Annotated in this window: 24 protein-coding genes, 1 pseudogene and 1 other annotated feature; of the genes and pseudogenes, 16 read left to right on the forward strand and 9 right to left on the reverse strand. The window is 55.0% G+C overall.

Features of this window, described 5'->3' with window-relative positions; translation table 11 throughout:
• The first annotated feature begins 5 nt into the window (after nt 1-5).
• Nucleotides 6-329 (forward strand): trp operon repressor, encoded by a 324-nt coding sequence (gene trpR / locus FHC49_RS16530; protein ID WP_185668268.1) that lies wholly within the window; start codon nt 6-8, stop codon nt 327-329.
• A 16-nt stretch (nt 330-345) separates the two neighbouring features.
• Here trpR and yjjX read toward each other — a convergent pair whose 3' ends face one another.
• Complete coding sequence (gene yjjX, locus FHC49_RS16535; protein WP_220440335.1) at nt 346-864, reverse strand: inosine/xanthosine triphosphatase; 519 nt, start codon at nt 862-864, stop codon at nt 346-348.
• A gap of 53 nt (nt 865-917) precedes the next feature.
• On the opposite strand from yjjX, the gene gpmB reads away from it, so the two are divergent.
• Nucleotides 918-1,565: a 2,3-diphosphoglycerate-dependent phosphoglycerate mutase GpmB gene (gene gpmB, locus FHC49_RS16540; RefSeq protein WP_185668270.1), complete on the forward strand. Its 648-nt coding sequence runs from the start codon at nt 918-920 to the stop codon at nt 1,563-1,565.
• Here gpmB and robA read toward each other — a convergent pair.
• Complete coding sequence (robA, locus tag FHC49_RS16545; RefSeq protein ID WP_220440336.1) at nt 1,562-2,431, reverse strand: MDR efflux pump AcrAB transcriptional activator RobA; 870 nt, start codon at nt 2,429-2,431, stop codon at nt 1,562-1,564. The two genes, gpmB and robA, sit on opposite strands and share 4 nt — an antisense overlap.
• A 211-nt stretch (nt 2,432-2,642) precedes the next feature.
• Here robA and creA point away from each other — a divergent pair, with 211 nt between their 5' ends.
• The 4 genes from creA to creD are packed head-to-tail and all read left to right on the forward strand — an operon-like array spanning nt 2,643 to nt 6,652.
• Nucleotides 2,643-3,116, forward strand: coding sequence for a protein CreA (creA, locus tag FHC49_RS16550; protein ID WP_220440337.1), 474 nt, complete (start codon nt 2,643-2,645; stop codon nt 3,114-3,116).
• Between the two features lie 12 nt (nt 3,117-3,128).
• On the forward strand, nt 3,129-3,818 hold the full coding sequence (gene creB, locus FHC49_RS16555; protein WP_185668273.1) for a two-component system response regulator CreB: 690 nt from the start codon (nt 3,129-3,131) through the stop codon (nt 3,816-3,818).
• Nucleotides 3,818-5,242, forward strand: coding sequence for a two-component system sensor histidine kinase CreC (creC, locus tag FHC49_RS16560; RefSeq protein ID WP_220440338.1), 1,425 nt, complete (start codon nt 3,818-3,820; stop codon nt 5,240-5,242). Before creB ends, creC begins: the two co-directional genes overlap by 1 nt.
• 57 nt (nt 5,243-5,299) lie before the next feature.
• A complete protein-coding gene (creD, locus tag FHC49_RS16565) occupies nt 5,300-6,652 on the forward strand; it encodes a cell envelope integrity protein CreD (RefSeq protein WP_185668275.1) in 1,353 nt (450 codons plus the stop codon).
• Between the two features lie 45 nt (nt 6,653-6,697).
• Here the strand turns inward: creD and arcA are convergent, their stop codons facing one another.
• Entirely contained in the window at nt 6,698-7,414 is a 717-nt protein-coding gene (gene arcA / locus FHC49_RS16570; protein WP_015966004.1) for a two-component system response regulator ArcA, read from the reverse strand.
• 96 nt (nt 7,415-7,510) lie between these two features.
• Between arcA and yjjY the strand changes: the two are divergent.
• From yjjY to FHC49_RS16605, 7 genes and pseudogenes are all read left to right on the forward strand, one after another.
• A pseudogene (gene yjjY / locus FHC49_RS16575) lies at nt 7,511-7,652 on the forward strand (protein YjjY).
• Nucleotides 7,653-8,051: 399 nt separating this feature from the next.
• Entirely contained in the window at nt 8,052-8,738 is a 687-nt protein-coding gene (locus FHC49_RS16580) for a tRNA/rRNA methyltransferase (RefSeq protein WP_185668276.1), read from the forward strand.
• 205 nt (nt 8,739-8,943) lie between these two features.
• Nucleotides 8,944-9,012: a thr operon leader peptide gene (gene thrL, locus FHC49_RS24760; protein ID WP_072129079.1), complete on the forward strand. Its 69-nt coding sequence runs from the start codon at nt 8,944-8,946 to the stop codon at nt 9,010-9,012.
• Nucleotides 8,951-9,068, forward strand: a sequence feature (Thr leader region). (Overlaps the previous gene by 62 nt.)
• Nucleotides 9,069-9,093: 25 nt before the next feature.
• Nucleotides 9,094-11,556, forward strand: coding sequence for a bifunctional aspartate kinase/homoserine dehydrogenase I (gene thrA / locus FHC49_RS16590; RefSeq protein WP_220440340.1), 2,463 nt, complete (start codon nt 9,094-9,096; stop codon nt 11,554-11,556).
• A gap of 1 nt (nt 11,557) precedes the next feature.
• Nucleotides 11,558-12,487 carry a homoserine kinase gene (gene thrB / locus FHC49_RS16595; protein ID WP_220440341.1) on the forward strand — a complete coding sequence of 310 codons (930 nt, stop codon included), beginning with the start codon at nt 11,558-11,560 and terminating at the stop codon, nt 12,485-12,487.
• A 3-nt stretch (nt 12,488-12,490) separates the two neighbouring features.
• Entirely contained in the window at nt 12,491-13,777 is a 1,287-nt protein-coding gene (thrC, locus tag FHC49_RS16600; RefSeq protein WP_220440342.1) for a threonine synthase, read from the forward strand.
• A 196-nt stretch (nt 13,778-13,973) separates the two neighbouring features.
• Nucleotides 13,974-14,309, forward strand: a complete 336-nt coding sequence (locus tag FHC49_RS16605) for a DUF2502 domain-containing protein (RefSeq protein WP_220440343.1) — start codon at nt 13,974-13,976, stop codon at nt 14,307-14,309.
• Nucleotides 14,310-14,393: 84 nt separating this feature from the next.
• Here the strand turns inward: FHC49_RS16605 and yaaA are convergent, their stop codons facing one another.
• The gene (yaaA, locus tag FHC49_RS16610; protein ID WP_185668282.1) at nt 14,394-15,167 is read right to left on the reverse strand and encodes a peroxide stress protein YaaA; all 774 of its coding nucleotides are present in this window, start codon (nt 15,165-15,167) and stop codon (nt 14,394-14,396) included.
• Nucleotides 15,168-15,233: 66 nt separating this feature from the next.
• A complete protein-coding gene (locus FHC49_RS16615; RefSeq protein ID WP_185668283.1) occupies nt 15,234-16,664 on the reverse strand; it encodes a sodium:alanine symporter family protein in 1,431 nt (476 codons plus the stop codon).
• A 252-nt stretch (nt 16,665-16,916) separates the two neighbouring features.
• Between FHC49_RS16615 and tal the strand changes: the two genes are divergently transcribed.
• A complete protein-coding gene (gene tal, locus FHC49_RS16620; RefSeq protein ID WP_220440344.1) occupies nt 16,917-17,870 on the forward strand; it encodes a transaldolase in 954 nt (317 codons plus the stop codon).
• A 58-nt stretch (nt 17,871-17,928) separates the two neighbouring features.
• Here tal and FHC49_RS16625 read toward each other — a convergent pair whose 3' ends face one another.
• Nucleotides 17,929-18,867, reverse strand: coding sequence for an Rpn family recombination-promoting nuclease/putative transposase (locus FHC49_RS16625; protein ID WP_220440345.1), 939 nt, complete (start codon nt 18,865-18,867; stop codon nt 17,929-17,931).
• Nucleotides 18,868-19,064: 197 nt separating this feature from the next.
• Here FHC49_RS16625 and mog point away from each other — a divergent pair, with 197 nt between their 5' ends.
• Both mog and FHC49_RS16635 read left to right on the forward strand, forming a co-directional pair.
• A complete protein-coding gene (gene mog / locus FHC49_RS16630) occupies nt 19,065-19,652 on the forward strand; it encodes a molybdopterin adenylyltransferase (RefSeq protein WP_035896213.1) in 588 nt (195 codons plus the stop codon).
• 125 nt (nt 19,653-19,777) lie between these two features.
• Nucleotides 19,778-21,073 carry an MFS transporter gene (locus tag FHC49_RS16635; protein WP_220440346.1) on the forward strand — a complete coding sequence of 432 codons (1,296 nt, stop codon included), beginning with the start codon at nt 19,778-19,780 and terminating at the stop codon, nt 21,071-21,073.
• A 111-nt stretch (nt 21,074-21,184) separates the two neighbouring features.
• Here FHC49_RS16635 and satP read toward each other — a convergent pair whose 3' ends face one another.
• From satP to FHC49_RS16650, 3 genes are all read right to left on the reverse strand, one after another.
• Nucleotides 21,185-21,751 carry an acetate uptake transporter gene (satP, locus tag FHC49_RS16640; RefSeq protein ID WP_185668287.1) on the reverse strand — a complete coding sequence of 189 codons (567 nt, stop codon included), beginning with the start codon at nt 21,749-21,751 and terminating at the stop codon, nt 21,185-21,187.
• 134 nt (nt 21,752-21,885) lie between these two features.
• Nucleotides 21,886-22,611 (reverse strand): DUF3944 domain-containing protein, encoded by a 726-nt coding sequence (locus FHC49_RS16645; RefSeq protein WP_220440347.1) that lies wholly within the window; start codon nt 22,609-22,611, stop codon nt 21,886-21,888.
• A 27-nt stretch (nt 22,612-22,638) separates the two neighbouring features.
• Entirely contained in the window at nt 22,639-23,043 is a 405-nt protein-coding gene (locus FHC49_RS16650) for a DUF2541 family protein (protein ID WP_185668289.1), read from the reverse strand.
• Nucleotides 23,044-23,184: the final 141 nt, after the last annotated feature.

A 23,184-nucleotide genomic window follows, 5' to 3' on the forward strand; every position in this document is an offset into this window, starting at 1 on the left:
CCGACATGACCCAACAATCCCCTTATTCCGCCACGGTGGCGGAGCAGCGCAACCAGGAGTGGCTTCGCTTTGTGGAGCTTCTGCGTCTGGCGTATACCGATGAGCTTGCGCTGCCGTTACTCAATCTGATGATGACCCCGGACGAGCGTGAAGCGCTGGGAACCCGCGTGCGCATTATTGAAGAGCTGCTGCGCGGTGAGATGAGCCAGCGTGAGCTGAAAAATGAGCTGGGCGCGGGGATCGCGACGATCACCCGTGGATCGAACAGCCTGAAATCGGCGCCGGTAGAATTGCGCCAGTGGCTGGAACAAACCCTGCCAAAAACCTAATCAGCTATCCTGCAGGTTACCGACGATACAGGTCGTTATGGAAGGGGCTAAGCGCCAGCACCACCGCCTGATGATAGACGCTGCTGCGCGTGAGTACGCCCGCAGTGAATACGCCGATAGCGCCTTCTTTATTGCCAATCTTATCAATGCCGGTGTACTTCGACATCACCGGCCCCAGCGCTTCCCCGGCGCGAACCTGCTCAAGAATAGCTTCTGGCAGCGGTAGAGTGGCGGAGCGGGCTTCTCCGCGCTGTACGCCTCTCTCAATGACTACCCAGCTGAAGGTGGCGCCTTCATCGATCCCTGCCTCAATGGCAACCCAAAAATCCGCGTTCGGATGAGCCTCGCGCGCGTTGGCGACGCGGTTACGTGCGCCGGCACGCGTCTCAATGCTACCGAACGGCTGCTCAGGTACACCGGTATCGACGGAAACAGGAGTGATTTGGCAGGATCCTTCACCAAAAATCTGGTCAAATGCGGCAAGAATTGCCTGAATTTTGGCAGGATTGGTGGTAGCAGCGACAACTTGATGCATAATCTACACAACTCAGCTAATAAAATGTCATCGCAGTATAACGGATAAAAAACATGTTACAGGTATATCTTGTTCGCCATGGCGAAACGCAGTGGAACGCCGAACGGCGTATTCAAGGCCAGTCCGATAGCCCACTGACGGCTAAAGGAGAACAGCAAGCTGTACAGGTCGGCGACCGCGTACGCACCTACGGCATTACGCACGTCATTGCCAGCGATCTGGGCCGTACGCGCCGTACCGCCGAGATCATTGCGGATGCTTGCGGCTGTGGCGTGACGTTCGATGCGCGTCTGCGCGAGCTTGATATGGGCGTGCTTGAGCAACGCCATCTCGATTCGCTAAGCGCGGAAGAAGAGGCGTGGCGTCGGCTGGTGGTCAACGGTACGCCGGACGGACGTATTCCTGAAGGTGAGTCGATGCAGGAGCTGAGCGTGCGCATGCGCGCCGCGTTGAACGCTTGTCTCGATCTGCCTGCTGGCAGTCGGCCGCTGCTGGTGAGCCACGGTATTGCACTTGGCTGCCTGGTCGGTACGATCCTGGGGCTGCCAGCCCATGCGGAACGCCGCTTACGCCTGCGTAACTGCTCTATCTCAAGGGTGGATTATCAGGAAAGCCTGTGGCTGGCGCCGGGATGGGTGGTAGAAACGGCAGGGGATGTCTCGCATCTGGACACCCCTGCGTTGGATGAGCTGCAGCGTTAACGACGAATCGGGATCAGGTACTCGCAGCGCAGTTGAATAGGCGGTTCCTGATTCCGGGCTTCATCCTGCGGGAAGAAGCGCTCGATATCCTGGCCCTTACGGCGCGTCAGATTCAGCATCGGCATGCAGGTGCCGTACAGGGTCAGGATAAACTCCTGCAGGCCTGTTCCCAGCCCTTCATAGGTAAACATGACGTATTCGCCGCCCTCAAGGGTCACCGGATGCGCATTGTTGATATGGCCGTTTGCCAGCTCCGGCGTCAGCGCCGTGGTGTAGAACACCTCTTGCTCATCGTCTTTTTCCAGGCTTGGGCGCGGCTCATGCAGGCCGTAGAGCATTGGCGGAATTGACGGCGAGTTGCCGAGGAAGTCGGTCCAGAACTGAACGCGCATCTGCTGGCGGAAATCGGAAATCTCTTCCAGTTTACAGGTGTAGCTCTGGGTTACCCCTACCAGGTGGGTGGTAGGCAGCGTGATGAACTCGTACTGCGGCATCGCAAACTCACCCAGGCGCAGCGGCGGACGCATCCCGAACGAACTCCAGTCCGGAGAACGGCGGTACAGCGCGGGCGTTAACGCAAACTGCTTCTTAAACGCGCGGGTAAAGGTTTGCTGGGAATCAAAACGATATTGCAGCGCAATATCAAGGATAGGGCGCGCGGTCAGACGCAACGCAACGGCAGATTTAGACAGACGGCGAGCGCGGATATAAGCGCCGATAGCATGGCCGGTAACGTCCTTGAACATACGTTGCAGGTGCCACTTGGAATAACCCGCTTTTGCCGCCACATTATCCAGCGATAAAGGCTGATCTAAATGCCCTTCCAGCCAAACGAGGAGATCGCGAATAATTCCAGCCTGATCCATAAAATGCCCTCATCCTTAATTTCGTAGGTGCCTGTTACCAAAGTAGCGGATAATAGCATCTTTTGCTGTTTTAGCATTCAGTGTTTTTTTTGTGCATAAGTGCGATTTTACATTAGAAATAAGGCTGATTTTTGTAAAGCTGTGATCTTTAAATACTTTCCTGGCTGATGTTGAATAATTCTTCAATGCAATCGACGAAAATGGTAACAATATGAAATACAAGAAATTAATGGCTGGTCTGTTATTAAGTCTCTCTAGCCTGGGCGCTCACGCGGAGCAGATTGGTTCTGTTGATACGGTTTTCAAAATGTTTGGTCCCGATCATAAAATCGTGGTGGAAGCTTTTGACGATCCGGATGTCAAAAACGTAACCTGCTACGTCAGCCGCGCCAAGACCGGTGGCATCAAAGGCGGATTAGGTCTGGCGGAAGATACTTCCGATGCTGCCATCTCCTGCCAGCAGATTGGGCCGGTGGAGCTCAGCGATAAAATTAAGAACGGCAAAGCGGAAGGGGACGTGGTCTTTAAGAAACGCACGTCGCTGGTGTTTAAATCACTGCAGGTCGTTCGTTTCTACGATGCAAAACGTAACACGCTGGCCTACCTTGCCTATTCCGATAAGGTGGTGGACGGTTCGCCGAAAAATGCCATTAGCGCAGTGCCTATTATGCCGTGGCGCGAGTAACAGGGACGCTTTATGCAACAGGCAGTGGTCTGGTTAGTTGAAGATGAACAGGGAATTGCAGATACGCTTATCTACATGCTTCAGCAGGAAGGATTTAGCGTTGAAGCATTTGAGCGCGGCCTGCCCGCGCTGGAAAAAGCGCACCGCTGCCAGCCTGACGTGGTGATTCTCGACGTTGGGCTGCCGGATATCAGCGGCTTTGAACTGTGCCGACAGCTGTTGGCACGGTTTCCGGCGCTGCCTGTTCTGTTCCTTACCGCTCGCAGCGATGAGGTCGATCGCCTGCTGGGGCTGGAGATTGGCGCGGACGATTATGTGGCTAAACCGTTTTCTCCCCGCGAAGTGTGCGCCAGAGTCCGCACGCTGCTCAGACGCGTGACCAAGTTTTCTACCCCCTCGCCGGTGGTGCGCGCCGGTCATTTTGAGCTTAACGAACCGGCGGCGTTGGTGAGCTGGTTTGATACGCCGCTGCCGCTGACGCGCTACGAATTCCTGCTGCTGAAAACGCTGCTGGCCTCTCCAGGGCGTGTCTATTCCCGCCAGCAGCTGATGGACATCGTCTGGGCCGACGCGCAGGAGAGCTTCGACCGAACGGTGGATACCCATATCAAAACGCTGCGCGCTAAGTTACGCGCCGTGAACCCCGATCTTTCGCCGATCAATACCCATCGCGGCATGGGATACAGTCTGAGGATCCTCTGATGCGCATAGGCATGCGGCTGCTGCTGGGCTACTTTCTGATTGTTGCCGTGGCCGCCTGGTTTGTGCTGTCGATCTTTGTCCAGGAAATTAAGCCGGGAGTTCGTCGTGCCACGGAAGGGACGCTTATCGATACCGCTACGCTGCTGGCCTCGGTAGCGCGTGACGATCTGCTTTCTGGCGATCCGGCTCATGGCCAGTTGGCCAGGGCGTTTGAGCGTCTGCATAACTCTCCGTTTCGCGCCAATATCGGCGGTATTAGCAAAGTGCGTAACGAATACCATGTCTATATGACGGATGCGCAGGGGAAGGTGCTGTTTGATTCTACGGGGCAAGCCGTAGGGCAGGACTATTCTCGCTGGAACGACGTCTGGCTTACGCTGCGTGGGCAATACGGTGCGCGTAGCACGCTGCGGGATCCTGCCGATCCTGAAAGTTCGGTGATGTATGTCGCCGCACCGATTATCGACGGCGGGAAGACTATCGGCGTACTGAGCGTCGGGAAACCGAACGCCGCGATGGCGCCGGTGATCAAACGCAGCGAGCGGCGGATCCTGTGGGCGAGCGCAGTATTATTAGGGATCGCGCTGGTGATTGGGGCTGGTATGGTCTGGTGGATTAACCGCTCGATTGCCAAACTCACCCGCTACGCTGACGCCATCACCGAAGACCAGCCGGTGGCGCTGCCGTCGCTTGGCAGCAGCGAGCTGCGTCGGCTGGCGCAGGCGCTGGAAAGCATGCGCCTGAAGCTGGAGGGGAAGAACTATATTGAGCAGTACGTCTATGCGTTGACCCATGAGCTGAAAAGCCCGCTGGCGGCGATTCGCGGCGCGGCGGAGATTCTGCGAGAAGGCCCACCGCCCAGCGTGGTGGCCCGTTTTACCGATAATATTCTGCGTCAGAATGCCCGTATGCAGCTTTTGGTGGAAACGCTGCTGCGCCAGGCGCGACTGGAGAATCGCCAGGAGGTCGTGCTGGTGCCGGTGGCCGTCGAGGCGCTGCTGGCGCAAATTGTTGAAGCGCGCAGCGTGCAGCTTGCGGAGAAACACATTGCCGTGACCATTGATGCCCAGCCGCTGCATGTGGCAGCGGATGCCGCCTTACTGGAGCAAGCGCTGGGCAACTTACTGGATAATGCCATCGATTTTACCCCGGAAAAGGGGGCTATCACCCTGAGCGTACAGCAGCAGGGTGAGCAAGTACTACTTCTCGTGGCCGACAGCGGCAGCGGTATTCCCGACTACGCGTTGCCGCGTATTTTTGAGCGATTCTATTCGCTGCCGCGTGAAAATGGCCTCAAGAGCAGCGGTCTTGGCCTGGCGTTCGTCCGTGAAGTTGCCCGGCTCTTCAAAGGTGAAATCACCCTGCGTAACCGCCCGGAAGGGGGCACTGAAGCCGTTTTAAGACTTCACCGTCACTTCACATAGCTTCAAATTCTCCCCACATAGCAGGCGTACTTTGCGGTTATTGCAAAGGAGAACGCTATGTTGAAATCCCCCCTGTTCTGGAAAATTGTCACCCTGGGTGGCGCGATGGTGCTGTTGTTAATTCCGTTGATGATGGTTCGACAGGTTATCGTCGAACGGGCTGATTACCGAGGTGAAGTGGAGGACTCGATCCGCCAAAGCACCAGCGGGCCGCAAAAAGTGGTGGGGCCGCTGATTGCGATTCCTGCCACCGAGCTATACACCCGAATGGAAGATGATAAAGAGGTGACGCGGCAGCGTAACTTCATCCACTTCTGGCTGCCGGAGTCGCTGATGGTGGAGGGTAACCAGAACGTAGAAGCGCGGCAGATTGGTATTTATCAAGGTCAGGTGTGGCATACCGATACGGTCATCAACGCCAAATTTGACGTATCCCGCCTGAGCGAGCTGGATAAGCCCGGCGTCACGCTGGGTAAGCCGTTTATTGTGGTGGGCGTTGGTGATGCGCGAGGCATTGGCGTAGTGAAGGCGCCGCAGATGAATGGGACGACGCTGGTTGCTGAACCGGGAACAGGGCTGGCACAAAACAAAGAGGGGATGCATATCCCGCTGCCGGATAACTGGCGGCAGAATCTTGATTTGAACATGTCGCTTAATTTAAGCGGCACCGGCAGCTTCTCGGTGGTCCCCGTTGGCCGCAGTAGCGAAATGCGGCTGACCAGCAACTGGCCGCATCCGAACTTCCTGGGTGACTTCCTGCCCGGCAAGCGTGAAATTAGCGAAACGGGATACCAGGCGCAGTGGCAAAGCAGCTGGTTTGCCAATAATCTGGGCGACAGTTTAGAGCAGGGGAGATCCTGGCGTACGCTGCCTTCATTCAGCGTGGCCGTCGCCACTCAGGCCGACCAGTATCAACTGACCGACCGGGCAACAAAGTATGCTGTCCTGCTGATTCTGCTTACGTTCGTCTCCTTCTTCGTCTTTGAGACGCTGACGGGGCTGCGTCTGCACGCTATGCAGTATCTGCTGGTGGGGCTTTCGTTGGTGATGTTTTACCTGCTGCTGCTGGCGCTGTCCGAGCATATTGGCTTTACGCCAGCCTGGATTACGGCAAGCCTGGTTGGGGCGCTGATGAACGGCGTATATTTGCAGGCAGTGCTCAAAGGGTGGCGGCGCGCGGTACCGTTTACCCTGGCACTGCTGGCGCTGGATGGCGTGATGTGGGGGCTGTTACGCTCCGAGGAGAGCTCGCTGCTGATGGGATCGGGTATTTTACTGCTGGCACTCTGTGCGGTGATGTTCCTGACGCGTCATCTGGATTGGTATGCGCTTTCTGTCGCTAAACCCACTCCACCTGACGCGCCCGAGAAAGCTCAACCGAAGGACGATGAGCTTCGTATCTGGAAGTAAAACAAAGACATAAAAAAACGGCGCTGATTGCGCCGTTTTGTAGTCTTATTCCTGCAGCTCGCCGCAGAAGCGGTAACCTTCGCCGTGGATAGTGGCGATGATTTCCGGAGTATCCGGCGTAGACTCGAAATGTTTACGGATGCGACGAATGGTCACGTCAACCGTACGGTCGTGTGGCTTAAGCTCACGGCCGGTCATTTTCTTCAGCAGTTCAGCACGAGACTGAATTTTGCCTGGGTTTTCGCAGAAGTGCAGCATCGCGCGGAATTCGCTACGCGGCAGCTTGTACTGCTCACCGTTCGGGCTCACCAGAGAGCGGCTGTTGATGTCCAGTTCCCAACCGTTGAACTTGTAGCTTTCTACGCTACGACGTTCTTCGCTGACGGTACCCAGATTCATGGTACGGGACAGCAGGTTACGCGCACGGATAGTCAGTTCGCGTGGGTTAAACGGTTTGGTGATGTAATCATCTGCACCAATTTCCAGACCGAGGATCTTGTCGACTTCATTGTCGCGGCCGGTCAGGAACATCAGAGCGACGTTCGCCTGTTCACGCAGTTCGCGCGCCAGCAGAAGGCCGTTTTTACCTGGCAGGTTGATATCCATGATCACCAGGTTGATGTCATTTTCAGACAGGATCTGATGCATTTCCGCGCCATCGGTCGCTTCGAACACATCGTAGCCTTCTGCTTCGAAAATACTTTTTAACGTGTTGCGTGTTACCAACTCGTCTTCAACGATAAGAATGTGCGGGGTCTGCATGTTTGCTACCTAAATTGCCAACTAAATCGAAACAGGAAGTACCAATAGTCCCTGACCTGCCTGATGCATGTCGAAAATTAACATGATCGGCGTAACATGACTAAAGTACGTAATTGCGTTCTTGATGCACTTTCCATCAACGTCAACAACATCATTAGCTTGGTCGTGGGTACTCTTCCCTCTGGACCCGACAGTGTCAAAAACGGTTGTCATCCTAACCATTTTAACAGCAACATAACAGGTAAAGAGGCACCAGACCGCCAATAAACCTACGCTTCGTTGACATATATCAAGTTCAATTGTAGCACGTTAACAGTTTGGTGAAATCATCACTCTGGAATGATAACGCCTATCACATTTTTTCCACAACTCAAGTAGTTGCACAGGTTAACTGATAAATGTGGTGAATCCAATTGTTATTGTTCTATGGTAATGGAAATAGTTCGTATAAACATAGAGATATATCACTTCTGTTAACATAACTAATTGATAATTTCTCCCTGAATAGTTTAGCTTCTTTTATATGTTATGAAACATCATTTCATTGATTTTTGTTGCATTTTTGTAAATTCGCGCTGCGCAATATGTTGAAGTACATCACATTATTGCCGCTGACAGGAAATTAAGAGAACTTTAAATGCGCTTATCTATTGTGCTGGTTTCTCCAGCAAGAGCCGAAAATATCGGCGCTGCCGCCCGAGCAATGAAGACCATGGGATTCCACGATTTGCGTATTGTGGATAGCGTTGCGCACCTTGAGCCAGCGACCCGCTGGGTGGCTCACGGTTCGACCGATATCATTGATGACATCACCTGCTACCCAACGCTTGCGGAAGCGCTGCACGACGTGGATTTCACCGTCGCCACCACCGCTCGTAGTCGTGCCCGTTTTCACTACTACGCCACGCCGCAGGAGCTGCTGCCGATGCTGGAGGAAAAAGCGCAGTGGATGGGGCACGCCGCGCTGGTCTTTGGCCGTGAAGACTCGGGGTTAACCAACGACGAACTGGCGCTGGCCGATGTGCTGACCGGCGTGCCAATGGTCGCTGATTATCCCTCGCTGAACCTGGGGCAGGCGGTGATGGTTTATTGTTATCAGCTCTCCTCGCTGTTACAAACCGCGAACCCGACGGCAACGGAAGGTGACGAGAATCAGCTGATTGCGTTAAGGGCACGTATCACTGCTTTGCTGGCACGCCTGGATGTCGCCGGAGATGTAAAAATGGCTGACTGGCTGCAACAACGTATTGGCTTACTAACGCATCGCGATACGGCAATGTTGCATCGTTTGCTGCATGATATTGAAAAAAATATGCCAGAGTAAAATTCTGTCATCGTGTTTACGTATGGTGTTATGCCCCAACATTTTGCTTAACTTATGGCTGTTGTGGTGGTTTATCGGTGGTTGTTTGGGCTGATGTGAACTGATTGCGGAACGTGACGAAGTTAAAAATTCATTGACTTAGATGGGCAGATACTTTAACCAATATAGGTATACAGACAGAGAAATAACAGAGCACACAACATCCATGATTCGCATCAGCAGCATTATGACCATTACCACCACCACTATTACCACAGGTAACGGTGCGGGCTGACGCGTACAGGAAACACAAAAAAAAGCCCGCACCTAAACAGTGCGGGCTTTTTTTTCGACTAGTGATCAAGGGGTAAAAACCATGCGAGTCTTGAAGTTCGGCGGTACATCAGTGGCAAATGCGGAACGGTTTCTGCGTGTTGCCGATATCCTGGAAAGCAACGCCAGGCAGGGGCAGGTAGCAACCGTGCTCTCTGCCCCGGCAAAAATCACTAACCACCTCGTGGCGATGATTGAAAAAACCATTGGTGGCCAGGATGCGCTGACCAATATCGCCGATGCCGAACGAATCTTTGCTGAACTGCTTCAGGGACTCGCTAACGCCCAGCCAGGTTTTCCGCTCGCCGACCTGAAAGCTGCCGTTGAGCTGGAATTTTCTCAGATTAAGCACATCCTGCACGGCATCAGCCTGCTGGGTCAGTGCCCGGACAGCGTCAACGCAGGGCTTATCTGCCGCGGCGAGAAGCTGTCGATTGCTATCATGGCTGGCCTGCTGAGCGCCCGTGGCCACAAAGTGACCGTGATTAACCCGGTTGAAAAACTGCTGGCCGTTGGCCACTACCTTGAATCTACTGTCGATATTGCTGAATCTACCCGCCGCATCGTGGCAAGCCAGATCCCATCAGACCACATGGTGCTGATGGCGGGCTTTACCGCCGGTAACGAGAAGGGCGAACTGGTGGTGCTGGGGCGTAATGGCTCCGACTACTCCGCTGCCGTACTGGCCGCCTGTTTACGCGCCGACTGTTGTGAAATCTGGACCGATGTCGACGGTGTTTACACCTGTGACCCGCGCCAGGTACCGGATGCGCGCCTGCTGAAGAGCATGTCGTATCAGGAAGCGATGGAGCTCTCCTACTTCGGCGCTAAAGTTCTCCACCCTCGCACGATTGCCCCCATCGCCCAGTTCCAGATCCCTTGCCTGATTAAAAACACCGGTAATCCTCAAGCTCCCGGCACACTTATCGGTGCCAGCAGTGACGATGATTCATTGCCGGTGAAGGGGATCTCTAACCTCAATAATATGGCGATGTTTAACGTCTCTGGCCCCGGCATGAAAGGGATGGTTGGCATGGCGGCGCGCGTGTTTGCGACCATGTCTCGCGCCGGTATCTCGGTAGTGCTGATTACCCAATCGTCCTCTGAATACAGCATCAGCTTCTGCGTGCCGCAAAGCGACTGCGCGCGGGCGAAGAAGGCGATGGAAGATGAGTTCTATCTGGAGCTGAAAGAAGAGTTGCTGGAGCCGCTGGCCATCATGGAACGTCTGGCGATTATCTCCGTCGTTGGCGACGGTATGCGTACGCTGCGCGGCATCTCGGCGAAATTCTTTGCCGCGCTGGCCCGTGCCAATATCAATATCGTGGCGATTGCTCAGGGCTCTTCCGAGCGCTCTATCTCCGTGGTGGTGAACAACGACGACGCGACGACCGGCGTGCGTGTGACCCACCAGATGCTGTTTAACACCGACCAGGTGATTGAAGTGTTCCTGGTGGGCGTGGGTGGCGTCGGTGGCGCGCTGCTGGAGCAGATCAAACGCCAGCAGGCATGGCTGAAGAAAAAGCATATCGACCTGCGCGTGTGTGGCGTCGCGAACTCCCGTGCGCTGTTGACCAGCGTGCATGGCCTGAATCTTGAAAACTGGGAGGCTGAGCTGGCGGAAGCCAAAGAGCCGTTCAACCTGGGTCGTCTGATTCGCCTGGTGAAAGAGTATCACCTGCTGAACCCGGTGATTGTTGACTGTACCTCAAGCCAGGCGGTAGCCGATCAGTACGCCGACTTCCTGCGCGAAGGCTTCCACGTGGTGACGCCAAACAAAAAGGCCAACACCTCGTCGATGGATTACTACCATCAACTGCGTCATGCTGCAGGGCTGTCGCGCCGTAAGTTCCTCTACGACACTAACGTCGGTGCGGGGCTGCCGGTGATTGAAAACCTGCAAAACCTGCTGAACGCCGGTGATGAACTGCAGCACTTCTCCGGTATTCTCTCCGGCTCGCTGTCGTTTATTTTCGGCAAGCTGGATGAGGGGATGAGCCTCTCCGAAGCTACGGCGATGGCACGTGGAATGGGCTATACCGAGCCGGACCCGCGTGATGACCTTTCCGGGATGGACGTCGCGCGTAAGCTGCTGATTCTGGCACGTGAAACCGGGCGTAACCTCGAGCTGAGTGATATTGTGGTTGAGTCCGTGCTGCCGGAAAGCTTCGATGACTCGGGTGATACCGAAAGCTTTATGGCCCGTTTACCACAACTGGACGATGAATATTCCGCTCGCGTGGCGAAAGCGCGTGATGAAGGCAAAGTGCTGCGCTATGTTGGCAACATCGAAGAGGACGGCGTGTGCCGGGTGAAAGTGGCCGCTGTCGACGGCAACGACCCGCTGTATAAAATCAAAAATGGCGAGAACGCGCTGGCGTTCTACAGCCGCTACTATCAACCGCTTCCGCTGGTACTGCGCGGCTATGGCGCAGGCAACGATGTGACGGCGGCAGGGGTATTTGCTGACCTTCTGCGTACGCTGTCATGGAAGTTAGGAGTTTAACATGGTTAAGGTTTATGCCCCGGCTTCCAGTGCCAATATGAGCGTCGGGTTTGATGTACTGGGTGCCGCTGTGACGCCGATTGACGGCAGTCTGCTGGGCGATAACGTATCGGTTGAGGCGGCAGACCGCTTCAGCCTGCAAAATCTGGGGCGCTTTGCGGACAAGCTGCCGAGCGATCCGCATGAAAACATCGTCTATCAATGCTGGGAGCGCTATTGCCAGGAAATTGGCAAAAATATTCCAGTGGCGATGACGCTGGAAAAAAATATGCCGATCGGTTCTGGCCTGGGTTCCAGCGCCTGTTCCGTGGTCGCCGCGCTGGTGGCGATGAACGAATTCTGCGGTAAGCCGCTGGATGAAACCCGTATGCTGGCGCTGATGGGCGAGCTGGAAGGGCGTATCTCCGGCAGCGTGCATTACGATAACGTCGCACCGTGCTATCTGGGCGGCATGCAACTGATGATTGAAGAGAACGATATCATCAGCCAGCAGGTACCGTGCTTCGATGATTGGCTTTGGGTGCTGGCTTATCCGGGCATTAAAGTCTCGACGGCGGAAGCGCGGGCCATTTTGCCTGCGCAGTATCGCCGTCAGGACTGTATCGCTCACGGCCGTCACCTGGCAGGCTTTATTCACGCCTGCTACTCCCGTCAGCCTCAGCTGGCGGCGAAACTGATGAAAGACGTGATTGCTGAGCCTTACCGTACCAAACTGCTGCCGGGCTTTAATGAAGCGCGTCAGGCAGTAGCCGGTATTGGCGCCGTCGCCTGCGGTATCTCCGGTTCCGGGCCAACGCTGTTTGCCCTGTGCGATAAAACGGAAACGGCGCAGCGCGTGGCGGACTGGCTCAGCCAGCATTATCTGCAGAATCAAGAAGGCTTCGTTCATATTTGCCGGCTGGACACAGCGGGCGCACGAGTAGTGGGATAACCGATGAAACTCTATAACTTAAAAGATCACAATGAGCAGGTCAGCTTTGCGCAGGCTGTGACTCAAGGGCTTGGCAAACACCAGGGGCTGTTCTTCCCGCACGACCTGCCGGAATTCAACCTGACCGACATTGATGACCTGTTGACCCAGGACTTCGTCACCCGCAGCGCGAAGATCCTCTCTGCGTTCATCGGTGATGAAATCCCGCAGGCTGAGCTAGCCGCGCGTATCGGCAAGGCGTTCACCTTCCCGGCGCCGGTTAACAAGGTGCAGGTAGATGTCGGCTGTCTGGAGCTGTTCCACGGCCCAACCCTGGCGTTCAAAGACTTCGGCGGCCGTTTTATGGCGCAGATGCTGACCCTTATCGCGGGCGACAAGCCGGTGACGATTCTTACCGCGACTTCGGGCGATACCGGTGCGGCCGTGGCGCATGCCTTCTACGGCCTGCCAAACGTCAAAGTGGTTATCCTGTATCCGCGCGGCAAAATCAGCCCGCTGCAGGAAAAGCTGTTCTGCACCCTGGGCGGCAACATTGAAACCGTGGCCATTGACGGTGACTTCGATGCCTGCCAGGCGCTGGTTAAGCAGGCCTTCGATGACGAAGAGCTGAAGGTCGCGCTGGGTCTGAACTCCGCTAACTCCATCAACATCAGCCGCCTGCTGGCGCAGATTTGCTACTACTTCGAAGCGGTGGCGCAGCTGCCGCAGGAAGCGCGCAATCAGCTGGTGGTTTCCGTACCAAGCGGCAACTTTGGTGACCTGACTGCAGGTCTGCTGGCGAAATCGCTGGGTCTGCCGGTAAAACGCTTTATCGCGGCCACCAACGCCAACGACACCGTGCCACGCTTCCTGCAGGACGGCAAATGGGCACCAAAGGCGACTCAGGCCACGTTATCGAACGCCATGGACGTCAGCCAGCCTAACAACTGGCCGCGCGTTGAAGAGCTGTTCCGTCGCAAAATCTGGCGTCTGAACGAGCTGGGCTACGCGGCGGTGGATGATGAGACCACCAAAGCGACCATGCGCGAACTGCAAGGGCTCGGCTACACCTCTGAACCGCACGCGGCGATTGCCTACCGTGCGCTGCGTGACCAGCTGCAGCCAGGCGAGTACGGCCTGTTCCTCGGCACCGCGCATCCGGCGAAGTTTAAAGAGAGCGTCGAAGAGATTCTGGGTGAAACGCTGCCGCTGCCAAAAGCGCTGGCGGACCGCGCCGACCTGCCGCTGTTATCGCACAACCTGCCGGCTGATTATGCCGAGCTGCGTAAGCTGATGATGAGCAAAGCGTAATTTCTCCGTTTCCCCCTTTCTCAGCGAAGGGGGAAATAGGGAGAAATTATGCAGGGATTCGGCAGGGAAAAAGGAGGAATTCCCAATAAATGCGGGGCCTCAGAATATAGGATTGCGGACAATAACAAGCTGGGTTTTGCCGCAGTAAGCTTTGTTCATCGGCCACATTGACGAATGATGAACAAAGGAGTTACCTATGTTAAAACCTGCGATGTTAGCACTGGCAATGCTATTGGCGGCTCCGGTTATGACACAGGCCGCAGAGATTACTCTGCTGCCGGCAGTGAAGCTGCAAATTGGCGACCAGGATAATAACGGCAACTATTGGGATGGTGGACACTGGCGTGACCATAGCTGGTGGAAGGATCATTATGAATGGCGCGACAACCGCTGGCATGCTCATACGCCACCGCCGCCGCACTATGATAACCGCGGGCACGACGATCATCATGGCGATCGCCATGACGGTTGGGATCACAACGATCGTGGCCATGGCAACGATCATCGCCCGCCGCCAAATGACCATCATTAACCTGTAGCCCGGCCGAGCAAAGCGACGCCGGGTTTTTTATACCGCAGCAGCCCCGGCGTCGCTTTGCTCGGCCGGGCGACTTAGTTACTGTTCGTGGCGTTTGAAGACCAGTTCTTCAGCGCTCGAGCTTTCCGCATCAAAGAAATACCCTTCGCTATCAAACCCGGTCAACTGCTCCGGCTTGCTCAGGCGATTTTCAATGATGTACCGGCTCATCAGGCCGCGCGCCTTTTTGGCGTAGAAGCTGATCACCTTAAACTTGCCGTTCTTCTCGTCGAGGAACACCGGCTTGATGATGCGGCCTTCAAGCGCCTTCGGTTTCACCGAGCGGAAATACTCGTCCGAGGCCAGGTTAATCACCACATCGTCCCCCTGTGCTTCTAGCGCCGCGTTTAGCGTTTTGGTTATCTCATCGCCCCAGAACTGGTAGAGATCTTTCCCGCGCGGGTTCTCAAAACGAATGCCCATTTCCAGACGATAAGGCTGCATCAGATCCAGCGGGCGCAGCACGCCGTACAGGCCTGAGAGCATCCGCAGATGCTGCTGGGCGAAATCGAAGTCCGCCTCGCTGAAGGTCTCCGCCTGCAGCCCGGTATAGACATCGCCTTTAAACGCCAGAATCGCCTGACGTGCGTTATCGGGTGTGAAGTCCGGGTGCCAGTCGTGGAAGCGGGTGGCGTTGAGGTCGGCCAGCTTGTCGCTAATGCCCATCAGCGCTTTTATCTGCGGTGCGGAGAGCTTGCGCGCCTCGCGGATCAGCTGCTGGGAGTGCTCCAGCAGCGCGGGCTGGGTAAAGCGCGTGGTGGCGAGCTCGCTTTGGTAATCGAGCGTTTTGGCCGGGGAGATCAGAATCAGCATATCCAGTCCTTGCAGAAAATTTCACGCAACTTTAACAAAAAAACGGCGCAAAGTGATCGATTGCTGTTATTGGCGCGGCGGTTGATCCCAACTCTCCGGCGCCAGCTGCTGGGCGATTTCCGGATAATAATCAGGGTCAAACACTGGCGTTACGCCGAGCTTACGCTGGCGCAGATAGTCCAGCGCGATAATGCGCACCACCGGCGAGAGCAGCAGAATGGCCGTCAGGTTGGTGATGGCCATCAGCGCCATAATCACATCTGCCATTTGCCAGACCACCGGCAGACTCAACAGACTCCCCAGGACCACCATCGACAGCGTCGCGATGCGCAGCAGCCAGATTGCCCACGGCTTATCCCAACGTAAAAAGATCAGGTTATTCTCAGCGTAGATATAGTTCGCCACAACGGAGGTGAAGGCGAACAGTATCATTACGATGGCGACAAAGCTGGCGCCCCATTCCCCGACCAATACGCTCATGGCGTGCTGGATGAGCTGAATGCCATCATAGCTGGTGGTTTTTGTGCCGTGGCCGGCCAGCAGAACCACCATCGCACTGGCGCTACAGATAACGACGGTATCAATCAGCACGCCAATCATCTGCACAATCCCTTGTGCCGCCGGATGCGGAGGGAACGATGCGGCAGCAGCGGCGGCATTCGGTGTTGAGCCCATACCGGCTTCGTTGGAGAACATGCTGCGCTGAAAACCGCTGGTGATAGCCTGGCTCACGGTATAGCCCGCCGCCCCGGCTGCCGCTTCCTGCCAGCCAAAGGCGCTGCGGATAATCAGATTGACGATGGAAGGGAGTTCGACAATGTGCCACAGCGTAATCAGTAAACATGCCACTACCCACAGCAGCGCCATGCATGGTACCAGCCACTGGCTAAGCCGTGCGGCCCCTTTCAGCCCGCGCATAATGACCAGCAGAGCGACGAACGCCATAACTACGCCAGTTACCTCACCAGGGACGTTAAAGGCATATTTCAGCGCGTGCGCCGTGGAGTTGGCCTGCACGGTATTAAAGATTAACCCGTAGGCCACGAGCAGGAACAGTGAGAAGAGCACACCCATCCAGCGCATTCCCAGTCCGCGGGACATATACCACGCCGGGCCGCCGCGAAACTGTCCTTTGGCGTCGCGCTCTTTGTAGAGCTGGGCAAGCGAGCACTCTGCGAAGCTGCTGGCCATGCCAATGATCGCCGCGACCCACATCCAGAACACGGCGCCAGGGCCACCGATGGTAATAGCCAGCGCTACCCCGGCTAGATTGCCGCTGCCAACGCGCGCGGCGAGACTGATACACAGAACCTGAAATGAGGTCAGCCCACCTTCACGTGGTGCCAGGCTTCTTTTCAGACTTTTGCTAAACTGACGAATGTAGCGAAACTGGATGTAGCCGGTTCTCCAGGTGAACCAGATGCCGCACCCGAGGAGCAGGTAAATCATTACCGAACCCCACAGTATCTCGCTGATAAAAGACAGGAAATCAGGCATTAAACGTCCTCTTGTCTATGCCGAAACTGGTGGCTGCTTCCGGGAAGGTCACGTTCCTTCGCACGATTCGATTCAGCCAATGTAAGCGTTACCACAATAAGGGCAGAGAATCTCACCCCTCAAAGTTTGATGCTTCAGTTTATCATACTCTGCGGTCTGGCGATGTCGGCGGTTGCGCTGAGGAAGGGGCGTGATATTATCGGGGCAGACCGGTTACATCCCCCTAACAGCTGTTTAAAGAGAAACACTATCATGACGGATAAATTGACATCTCTGCGTCAGTACACAACCGTAGTGGCTGACACCGGAGACATCGCAGCAATGAAGCTGTATCAGCCTCAGGATGCGACAACCAACCCTTCCCTGATTCTGGGCGCCGCGCAGATCCCTGAATATCGCAAACTGATTGATGATGCGATTGAGTGGGCGCGTAGCCAGAGCAGCGACCGTGCTCAGCAGGTTGTGGATGCTACTGACAAACTGGCCGTCAATATCGGCCTGGAAATTCTGAAGCTGGTCCCTGGCCGTATCTCTACCGAAGTCGATGCGCGTCTGTCCTACGACACCAATGCGTCTATCGCTAAAGCGAAACGTCTGATCAAAATGTACAACGATGCTGGCATCAGCAACGATCGTATCCTGATCAAACTGGCTTCTACCTGGCAGGGTATCCGCGCAGCGGAGCAGCTGGAAAAAGAAGGCATCAACTGTAACCTGACGCTGCTGTTCTCCTTCGCTCAGGCGCGTGCTTGTGCTGAAGCTGGCGTGTTCCTGATCTCCCCGTTCGTGGGCCGTATTCTGGATTGGTACAAAGCCAATACCGATAAGAAAGAGTACGCACCAGCGGAAGATCCAGGCGTGGTTTCTGTTAGCGAAATCTACCAGTACTACAAACAGCACGGTTACGAAACCGTCGTTATGGGCGCAAGCTTCCGTAACATCGGTGAAATCCTGGAACTGGCTGGCTGTGACCGCCTGACCATCGCCCCTGCGCTGCTCAAAGAGTTGGCAGAAAGCGAAGGCGCTCTGGAACGTAAACTGACCTATACCGGCGAAGTGAAAGCGCGTCCAGACCGCATCACCGAGTCCGAGTTCCTGTGGCAGCACAACCAGGATCCAATGGCCGTTGATAAACTGGCGGAAGGTATCCGTAAGTTTGCCATCGACCAGGAAAAACTGGAAAAAATGATCGGCGACCTGCTGTAATTCAGCTTGGTTGCATGACAACAGCCCGCTTCTCTAAAGAGAGCGGGCTATTTTTTTATTAATGCTGGAGGGAGGGAAGTTCTTCTGCGCTCACGCCGGTCATTTCAATGATATCTGCCGCCGGGATTCCTTTTTCGAGCATTGCCCGCGCAATTTTACGCGATGTTTCGCGTTCCCCGGTTTGGATACCCTGCTGTAGACCTTGTTGCATACCTTGTTGTATTCCTTCGATGCGTCCTTCCTGCTTTAGCTGTTCTGCTAACGTCATGAGTTCGTCTCCATACTGTGGTGCGCGCTGCGCCATTTCGTACAGCAATGTGCGGGCATCCTGTGCTTCTCCCGCCTGAAGCATGTAGTTTACCAGCGCAATGACCTGTTGTCCGCTGATGTGGTTTCGAGTTAATAACCCAGCGAGTTTGTCGAGAAACCGCGTGAGATCGCGTTGGCGGATATGCTTCTGAATCAGCGTTAGCGCAGCCATGCTACGGTGGCGCATAATTTCATCATCGGGGATAACCGTGATGTCGATCAACGGAAAATCCTGGCTATAAATACGCGTCGCCAGCACCGGATCGGTAAAGTTATCCAACCAGTTCATGGAGTAGGGATAGGGGCTTTCTCGTCCATGGTAAAACAGAATGGGAATCACCAGCGGTAGCGTTTTATGGCCTGCTTCCAGATGGCGCTGCATGGCGGCAATGGCGTAGCGCATCAGGCGAAAAGCCATATGTTTATCCGGCGAGCTTTGATGTTCTATTAGTACATGGATATAGCCGTCACCGCAGGCGGTTTTTAGCGAGTAGAGCATATCGCTGTAGTAGGGGTGTAAATCCTCTTCGATAAAGCTGCCGGACTCGAGCTTCAGCGTTTGCAAATCGCAGAGCCGCAGCAGCGCGGGAGGAAGGTGAATGGCAATAAAATCCCGTGCGGTTTCCATGGTGGAAAGAAACGTTTTAAACACGAGATCGTGCGGCGTAGGTGTCCTGTTTTTTCGCATATCCAACCAACCCTCCGTGGAAACATTTGGCCGGAGTCTGCCACCCTCACTCTTGATACGATAGCGAATCGTTATTTGGCGTTTTCATTTTGCGGCGCGCCTCGGGAAACCCGGTGGATAACCCGTTCGGGGTCTTAGTATTGCCGCCCATTCGCGTGTATTATTCTGCTTAACGCTACGGTTTTAACGGAATAATCATGAACACTTTACGCATTGGCTTAGTTTCTATCTCTGATCGCGCCTCCAGCGGCGTTTATCAGGACAAAGGCATTCCGGCACTGGAAGAGTGGCTGGCATCGGCACTGACAACCCCTTTTAAGGTGGAAACTCGTCTGATTCCTGATGAACAAACCATTATTGAGCAAACGCTGTGTGAGCTGGTGGATGAGATGAGCTGCCACCTGGTGCTGACCACCGGCGGCACCGGCCCAGCCCGGCGTGATGTGACTCCGGATGCGACGCTGGCGATTGCCGACCGCGTGATGCCGGGCTTTGGCGAACAGATGCGTCAGGTGAGCCTGCACTTTGTCCCAACGGCCATTCTTTCCCGTCAGGTGGGCGTTATCCGTAAGCAGGCGCTGATCCTCAACCTGCCGGGCCAGCCGAAAGCCATTCAGGAGACGCTGGAAGGGGTGAAAGACGCGGACGGTAAGGTGCTGGTGAACGGTATCTTTGCAAGTGTACCGTATTGTGTACAGTTGCTGGAGGGGCCTTATATTGAGACGAACAGCGATGTGGTAGCAGCATTCCGCCCTAAGAGCGCTCGCCGCGAGACTTTATCCTGAATGTGATGCTTTTCTGACATAACCTATCATTCCTCTGGAGTGCGATAGGGTTTACGGTATAGTCATTTTTGCTTTACACAAATCGTAAACTTATATCAACAGCTCGACTTTGCGAATGGTTTGTTATGTCACATTACACCCGACCTCTGAATCGACAAGATTATAAAACACTGACGCTGGCGGCATTAGGCGGCGCGCTGGAGTTTTATGACTTCATAATTTTCGTCTTCTTCGCCGCTGTCGTCGGAGAACTCTTCTTCCCGGCTGATATCCCCGAGTGGCTGCGTCAGGTGCAGACCTTTGGCATCTTTGCCGCGGGCTACCTTGCCCGTCCGCTGGGCGGCATCATCATGGCGCATTTCGGCGATCTGGTCGGGCGCAAAAAGATGTTCACCCTTAGCATTCTGCTGATGGCGGTGCCGACGCTGGCGATTGGCCTGCTGCCGACCTTTGCCACCGCAGGTCTGGTTGCGCCGTTGCTGTTGCTGTTGATGCGTATTCTGCAGGGGGCGGCCATCGGCGGGGAAGTGCCGGGGGCCTGGGTGTTTGTGGCTGAGCATGTGCCCGCGCGCCGTATCGGCATTGCCTGCGGTACGCTGACGGCTGGGCTGACGGTGGGGATCCTGCTGGGCTCGGTGGTGGCAACGCTGATTAATACTCAACTCTCCGCGCAGGCGATTCATGACGGCGGCTGGCGTATTCCGTTCCTGCTGGGCGGTATCTTCGGCCTGGTGGCGATGTATCTGCGCCGCTGGCTGCAGGAAACGCCTATCTTCCTGGAAATGCAGCAGCGCAAAGCGCTGGCGCAGGAGTTACCGATTAAATCCGTTGTCCTCAAACACAAGCAGGCGGTAGTGGTCTCAATGCTGCTGACCTGGCTGCTGTCTGCGGGCATTGTGGTGGTTATCCTGATGTCGCCGGTCTGGCTGCAAAAGCAGTACGGCTTTGCCCCCGCGCTGACCTTACAGGCCAATAGCGTGGCAACGGTGATGCTCTGCGTCGGTTGCCTGCTGGCAGGGTTGATTGTCGATCGCGTTGGCGCCAGCAAAACCTTTATGGTTGGCAGCGTCCTGCTCGCCTGCTCAAGCTGGTTCTTTTACCATCTCGCAGGAACGCATCCTGAACAGCTATTCTTGCTCTACGGGTTAGTGGGGCTGTGCGTTGGCGTGGTGGGTGCAGTACCGTACGTCATGGTGCGCGCCTTCCCGGCGGAAGTGCGTTTTACCGGGATTTCCTTCTCTTACAACGTCTCTTACGCCATCTTCGGTGGCCTGACGCCAATTGCTGTCACCATGCTGATGGGCGTTTCGCCGATGGCGCCAGCCTGGTACGTCCTGGCGCTGTCGTTGATTGGCCTTGGGCTTGGCATCTGGCTGCGTAAAGAGATACCCGCAGCCAACCGTAGCCCGGCCGAGGCGTAATCCGACGCCGGGGAATCACGCAGATGGCGAGGAATCAATAATCCCAGGAACGGTAGTTTGCAGGCAAAAAAAACGCCGGACAGGCCGGCGTTTTTCAACATGAGGCGAGGATTAGTGCTTTTCACCAATTGGCAGTACGGTGCAACCGAACTGCTCGTTCAGCACTTCACCCATTGCCAGATAAATAGCGCTCGCGCCACAGATCAGACCAACCCAGCCCGCGACGTGGATAATCGCTTCGTTGCCGTTGATGTTGCCAATCGCCAGCAGTGCGAACAGCACGGTCAGGCTCAGGAACACGAACTGCAGCATACGTGCCGCTTTCAGCGTACCGAAGAACATGAACAGCGTGAACACGCCCCACACACCCAGGTAGGCGCCGAGGAACCGTGCATTAGGTGCCTCGGTCAGACCCATCTTCGGCATCAGCAGAATAGCGACCAGCGTCAGCCAGAAAGAACCATAAGAAGTGAATGCAGTCAGGCCGAAAGTATTCCCTTTTTTGTATTCAAGCAGGCCCGCGAAAATCTGCGCGATACCACCGTAAAAAATACCCATTGCGAGAATAATACCGTCTAAAGCAAAGAAACCCGCATTATGCAGGTTCAGCAGAATGGTGGTCATACCGAAGCCCATCAGGCCCAGCGGTGCGGGGTTAGCCAACTTAGTATTTTCCATAATCCCTCAAAGTCATCATTGAATGTTAAAGTTATCTCCCCAAATTCGGGGGCGCGGCATCATAATCATGGGCAAACCCGCTGTCTATGATCTGAACGAGGGGAAAATGAAATATTTACTCTCCAGGAGGGCGGCTAATCGGCGTGTTGCAGCGCGGATCTTGTAATAATTCGACGCAAGCAGGCAATGCGCAGCACTGCCGGAATCGTCACGCGATAGGCACTACCGCTAACGGCCTTCAGCCCGTTTACTGCGGCACCCACCGGGCCGCCAAGCCCCGCACCGCGCACCATGCCGTGGCCAATGATGCTAACGGCAGCATGTTTGTGCAGGATATGGCTTAGCTGAAAACCAAGCAGATGTTCAATGCCGTGATCCAGTCGATGGTGATCAATTAAGTGCGGCAGCATGGTTTCCAACTCCATCACTTTCAGCTCCACAAAAGTACGAAAACGAACTTTTTGTTCATCGGTCATACGCTTCCAGGCACTACGAACAAAATGCTCCAGCAGCAATTTCTCGATGGCTGGCGTTGGCATCGCCTTGTCGGTCTTAAGGCCCAGGCGCTTTGCCACATCGCGCAGAATTTCGCGATACAGTTTGCCGTGACCGCGAATCTGATTGGCAATGCTGTCGCCGCCAAAGTGCTGGAACTCGCCGGCAATCAGCTGCCAGTTACGGCGGTGCTGCTCCGGGTGTCCATCCATCGACATGTAGAGCTCGTTGTGCAACAGAGTGCTGGAAAGACGGCGCTTACCCTTTTCGTTATGCGTCAGCAGTTGTGCAATTTTGGCCAGCTGTTCTTCGCTACAGTGCTGAAAGAAAACGAGGTCTTCATCATTCAGATAGGAAACTTTCATTCGGGATATCGCTTCTCAAAGATTCGTTTAGTCGTCGCCGATGATTTTTAAAGAGGCCATATCGGAAGAGTTCACGGTATGCCCGGAGAAGGTGATTTTGGAGACGCAGCGTTTGTTATCGTTATCGCTGTTGATATTGATCCAGTCGGTGGTTACGCCCTCTTTCAGCGACGACGGTACGTTCAGGCTCTGGCTGCTGCTGCGCGCGGCCTTGAAGTAGACGGAGGCGCCGCTAAGTTCAGCGTCACCGCGATCGACGGTCAGTTGGATACGTTTGACGACGCGACAAACCGGCAGCTTCAGCGTCAGATCGCTGGTTTCATTACGGGGTAAAGCAATAACGCCCAGGGTTTTGTGATCGTTTGCGTAGGCGGAGGAGGCCAGCATCAGGCCGAAAGCCAGGCTTGCAGAGACGTTTAATACTGTTTTCATTTTATTCCTTACCGGAGAGACCCTTTAACAACATCAAATACAGGGGCGGATTTTATCCCTCTCCGATATGGCTTTCAGCGTTCAATCATTTCAACTTATGACAGTAATTAAATGAATATATTGGTGTTTTAATATGTTTGA

Origin of the sequence: Kluyvera sp. EC_51, assembly GCF_019584505.1 — a bacterium.
In the GTDB taxonomy this organism is placed as follows: Bacteria; Pseudomonadota; Gammaproteobacteria; order Enterobacterales; family Enterobacteriaceae; genus Kluyvera; species Kluyvera sichuanensis.

Coding starts and splice junctions, on each gene's coding strand:
- trpR (WP_185668268.1), top strand. CDS start 6: ATGACCCAACAATCCCCTTATTCCGCCACGGTGGCGGAGCAGCGCAAC.
- yjjX (WP_220440335.1), bottom strand. CDS start 864: ATGCATCAAGTTGTCGCTGCTACCACCAATCCTGCCAAAATTCAGGCA.
- gpmB (WP_185668270.1), top strand. CDS start 918: ATGTTACAGGTATATCTTGTTCGCCATGGCGAAACGCAGTGGAACGCC.
- robA (WP_220440336.1), bottom strand. CDS start 2,431: ATGGATCAGGCTGGAATTATTCGCGATCTCCTCGTTTGGCTGGAAGGG.
- creA (WP_220440337.1), top strand. CDS start 2,643: ATGAAATACAAGAAATTAATGGCTGGTCTGTTATTAAGTCTCTCTAGC.
- creB (WP_185668273.1), top strand. CDS start 3,129: ATGCAACAGGCAGTGGTCTGGTTAGTTGAAGATGAACAGGGAATTGCA.
- creC (WP_220440338.1), top strand. CDS start 3,818: ATGCGCATAGGCATGCGGCTGCTGCTGGGCTACTTTCTGATTGTTGCC.
- creD (WP_185668275.1), top strand. CDS start 5,300: ATGTTGAAATCCCCCCTGTTCTGGAAAATTGTCACCCTGGGTGGCGCG.
- arcA (WP_015966004.1), bottom strand. CDS start 7,414: ATGCAGACCCCGCACATTCTTATCGTTGAAGACGAGTTGGTAACACGC.
- FHC49_RS16580 (WP_185668276.1), top strand. CDS start 8,052: ATGCGCTTATCTATTGTGCTGGTTTCTCCAGCAAGAGCCGAAAATATC.
- thrA (WP_220440340.1), top strand. CDS start 9,094: ATGCGAGTCTTGAAGTTCGGCGGTACATCAGTGGCAAATGCGGAACGG.
- thrB (WP_220440341.1), top strand. CDS start 11,558: ATGGTTAAGGTTTATGCCCCGGCTTCCAGTGCCAATATGAGCGTCGGG.
- thrC (WP_220440342.1), top strand. CDS start 12,491: ATGAAACTCTATAACTTAAAAGATCACAATGAGCAGGTCAGCTTTGCG.
- FHC49_RS16605 (WP_220440343.1), top strand. CDS start 13,974: ATGTTAAAACCTGCGATGTTAGCACTGGCAATGCTATTGGCGGCTCCG.
- yaaA (WP_185668282.1), bottom strand. CDS start 15,167: ATGCTGATTCTGATCTCCCCGGCCAAAACGCTCGATTACCAAAGCGAG.
- FHC49_RS16615 (WP_185668283.1), bottom strand. CDS start 16,664: ATGCCTGATTTCCTGTCTTTTATCAGCGAGATACTGTGGGGTTCGGTA.
- tal (WP_220440344.1), top strand. CDS start 16,917: ATGACGGATAAATTGACATCTCTGCGTCAGTACACAACCGTAGTGGCT.
- FHC49_RS16625 (WP_220440345.1), bottom strand. CDS start 18,867: ATGCGAAAAAACAGGACACCTACGCCGCACGATCTCGTGTTTAAAACG.
- mog (WP_035896213.1), top strand. CDS start 19,065: ATGAACACTTTACGCATTGGCTTAGTTTCTATCTCTGATCGCGCCTCC.
- FHC49_RS16635 (WP_220440346.1), top strand. CDS start 19,778: ATGTCACATTACACCCGACCTCTGAATCGACAAGATTATAAAACACTG.
- satP (WP_185668287.1), bottom strand. CDS start 21,751: ATGGAAAATACTAAGTTGGCTAACCCCGCACCGCTGGGCCTGATGGGC.
- FHC49_RS16645 (WP_220440347.1), bottom strand. CDS start 22,611: ATGAAAGTTTCCTATCTGAATGATGAAGACCTCGTTTTCTTTCAGCAC.
- FHC49_RS16650 (WP_185668289.1), bottom strand. CDS start 23,043: ATGAAAACAGTATTAAACGTCTCTGCAAGCCTGGCTTTCGGCCTGATG.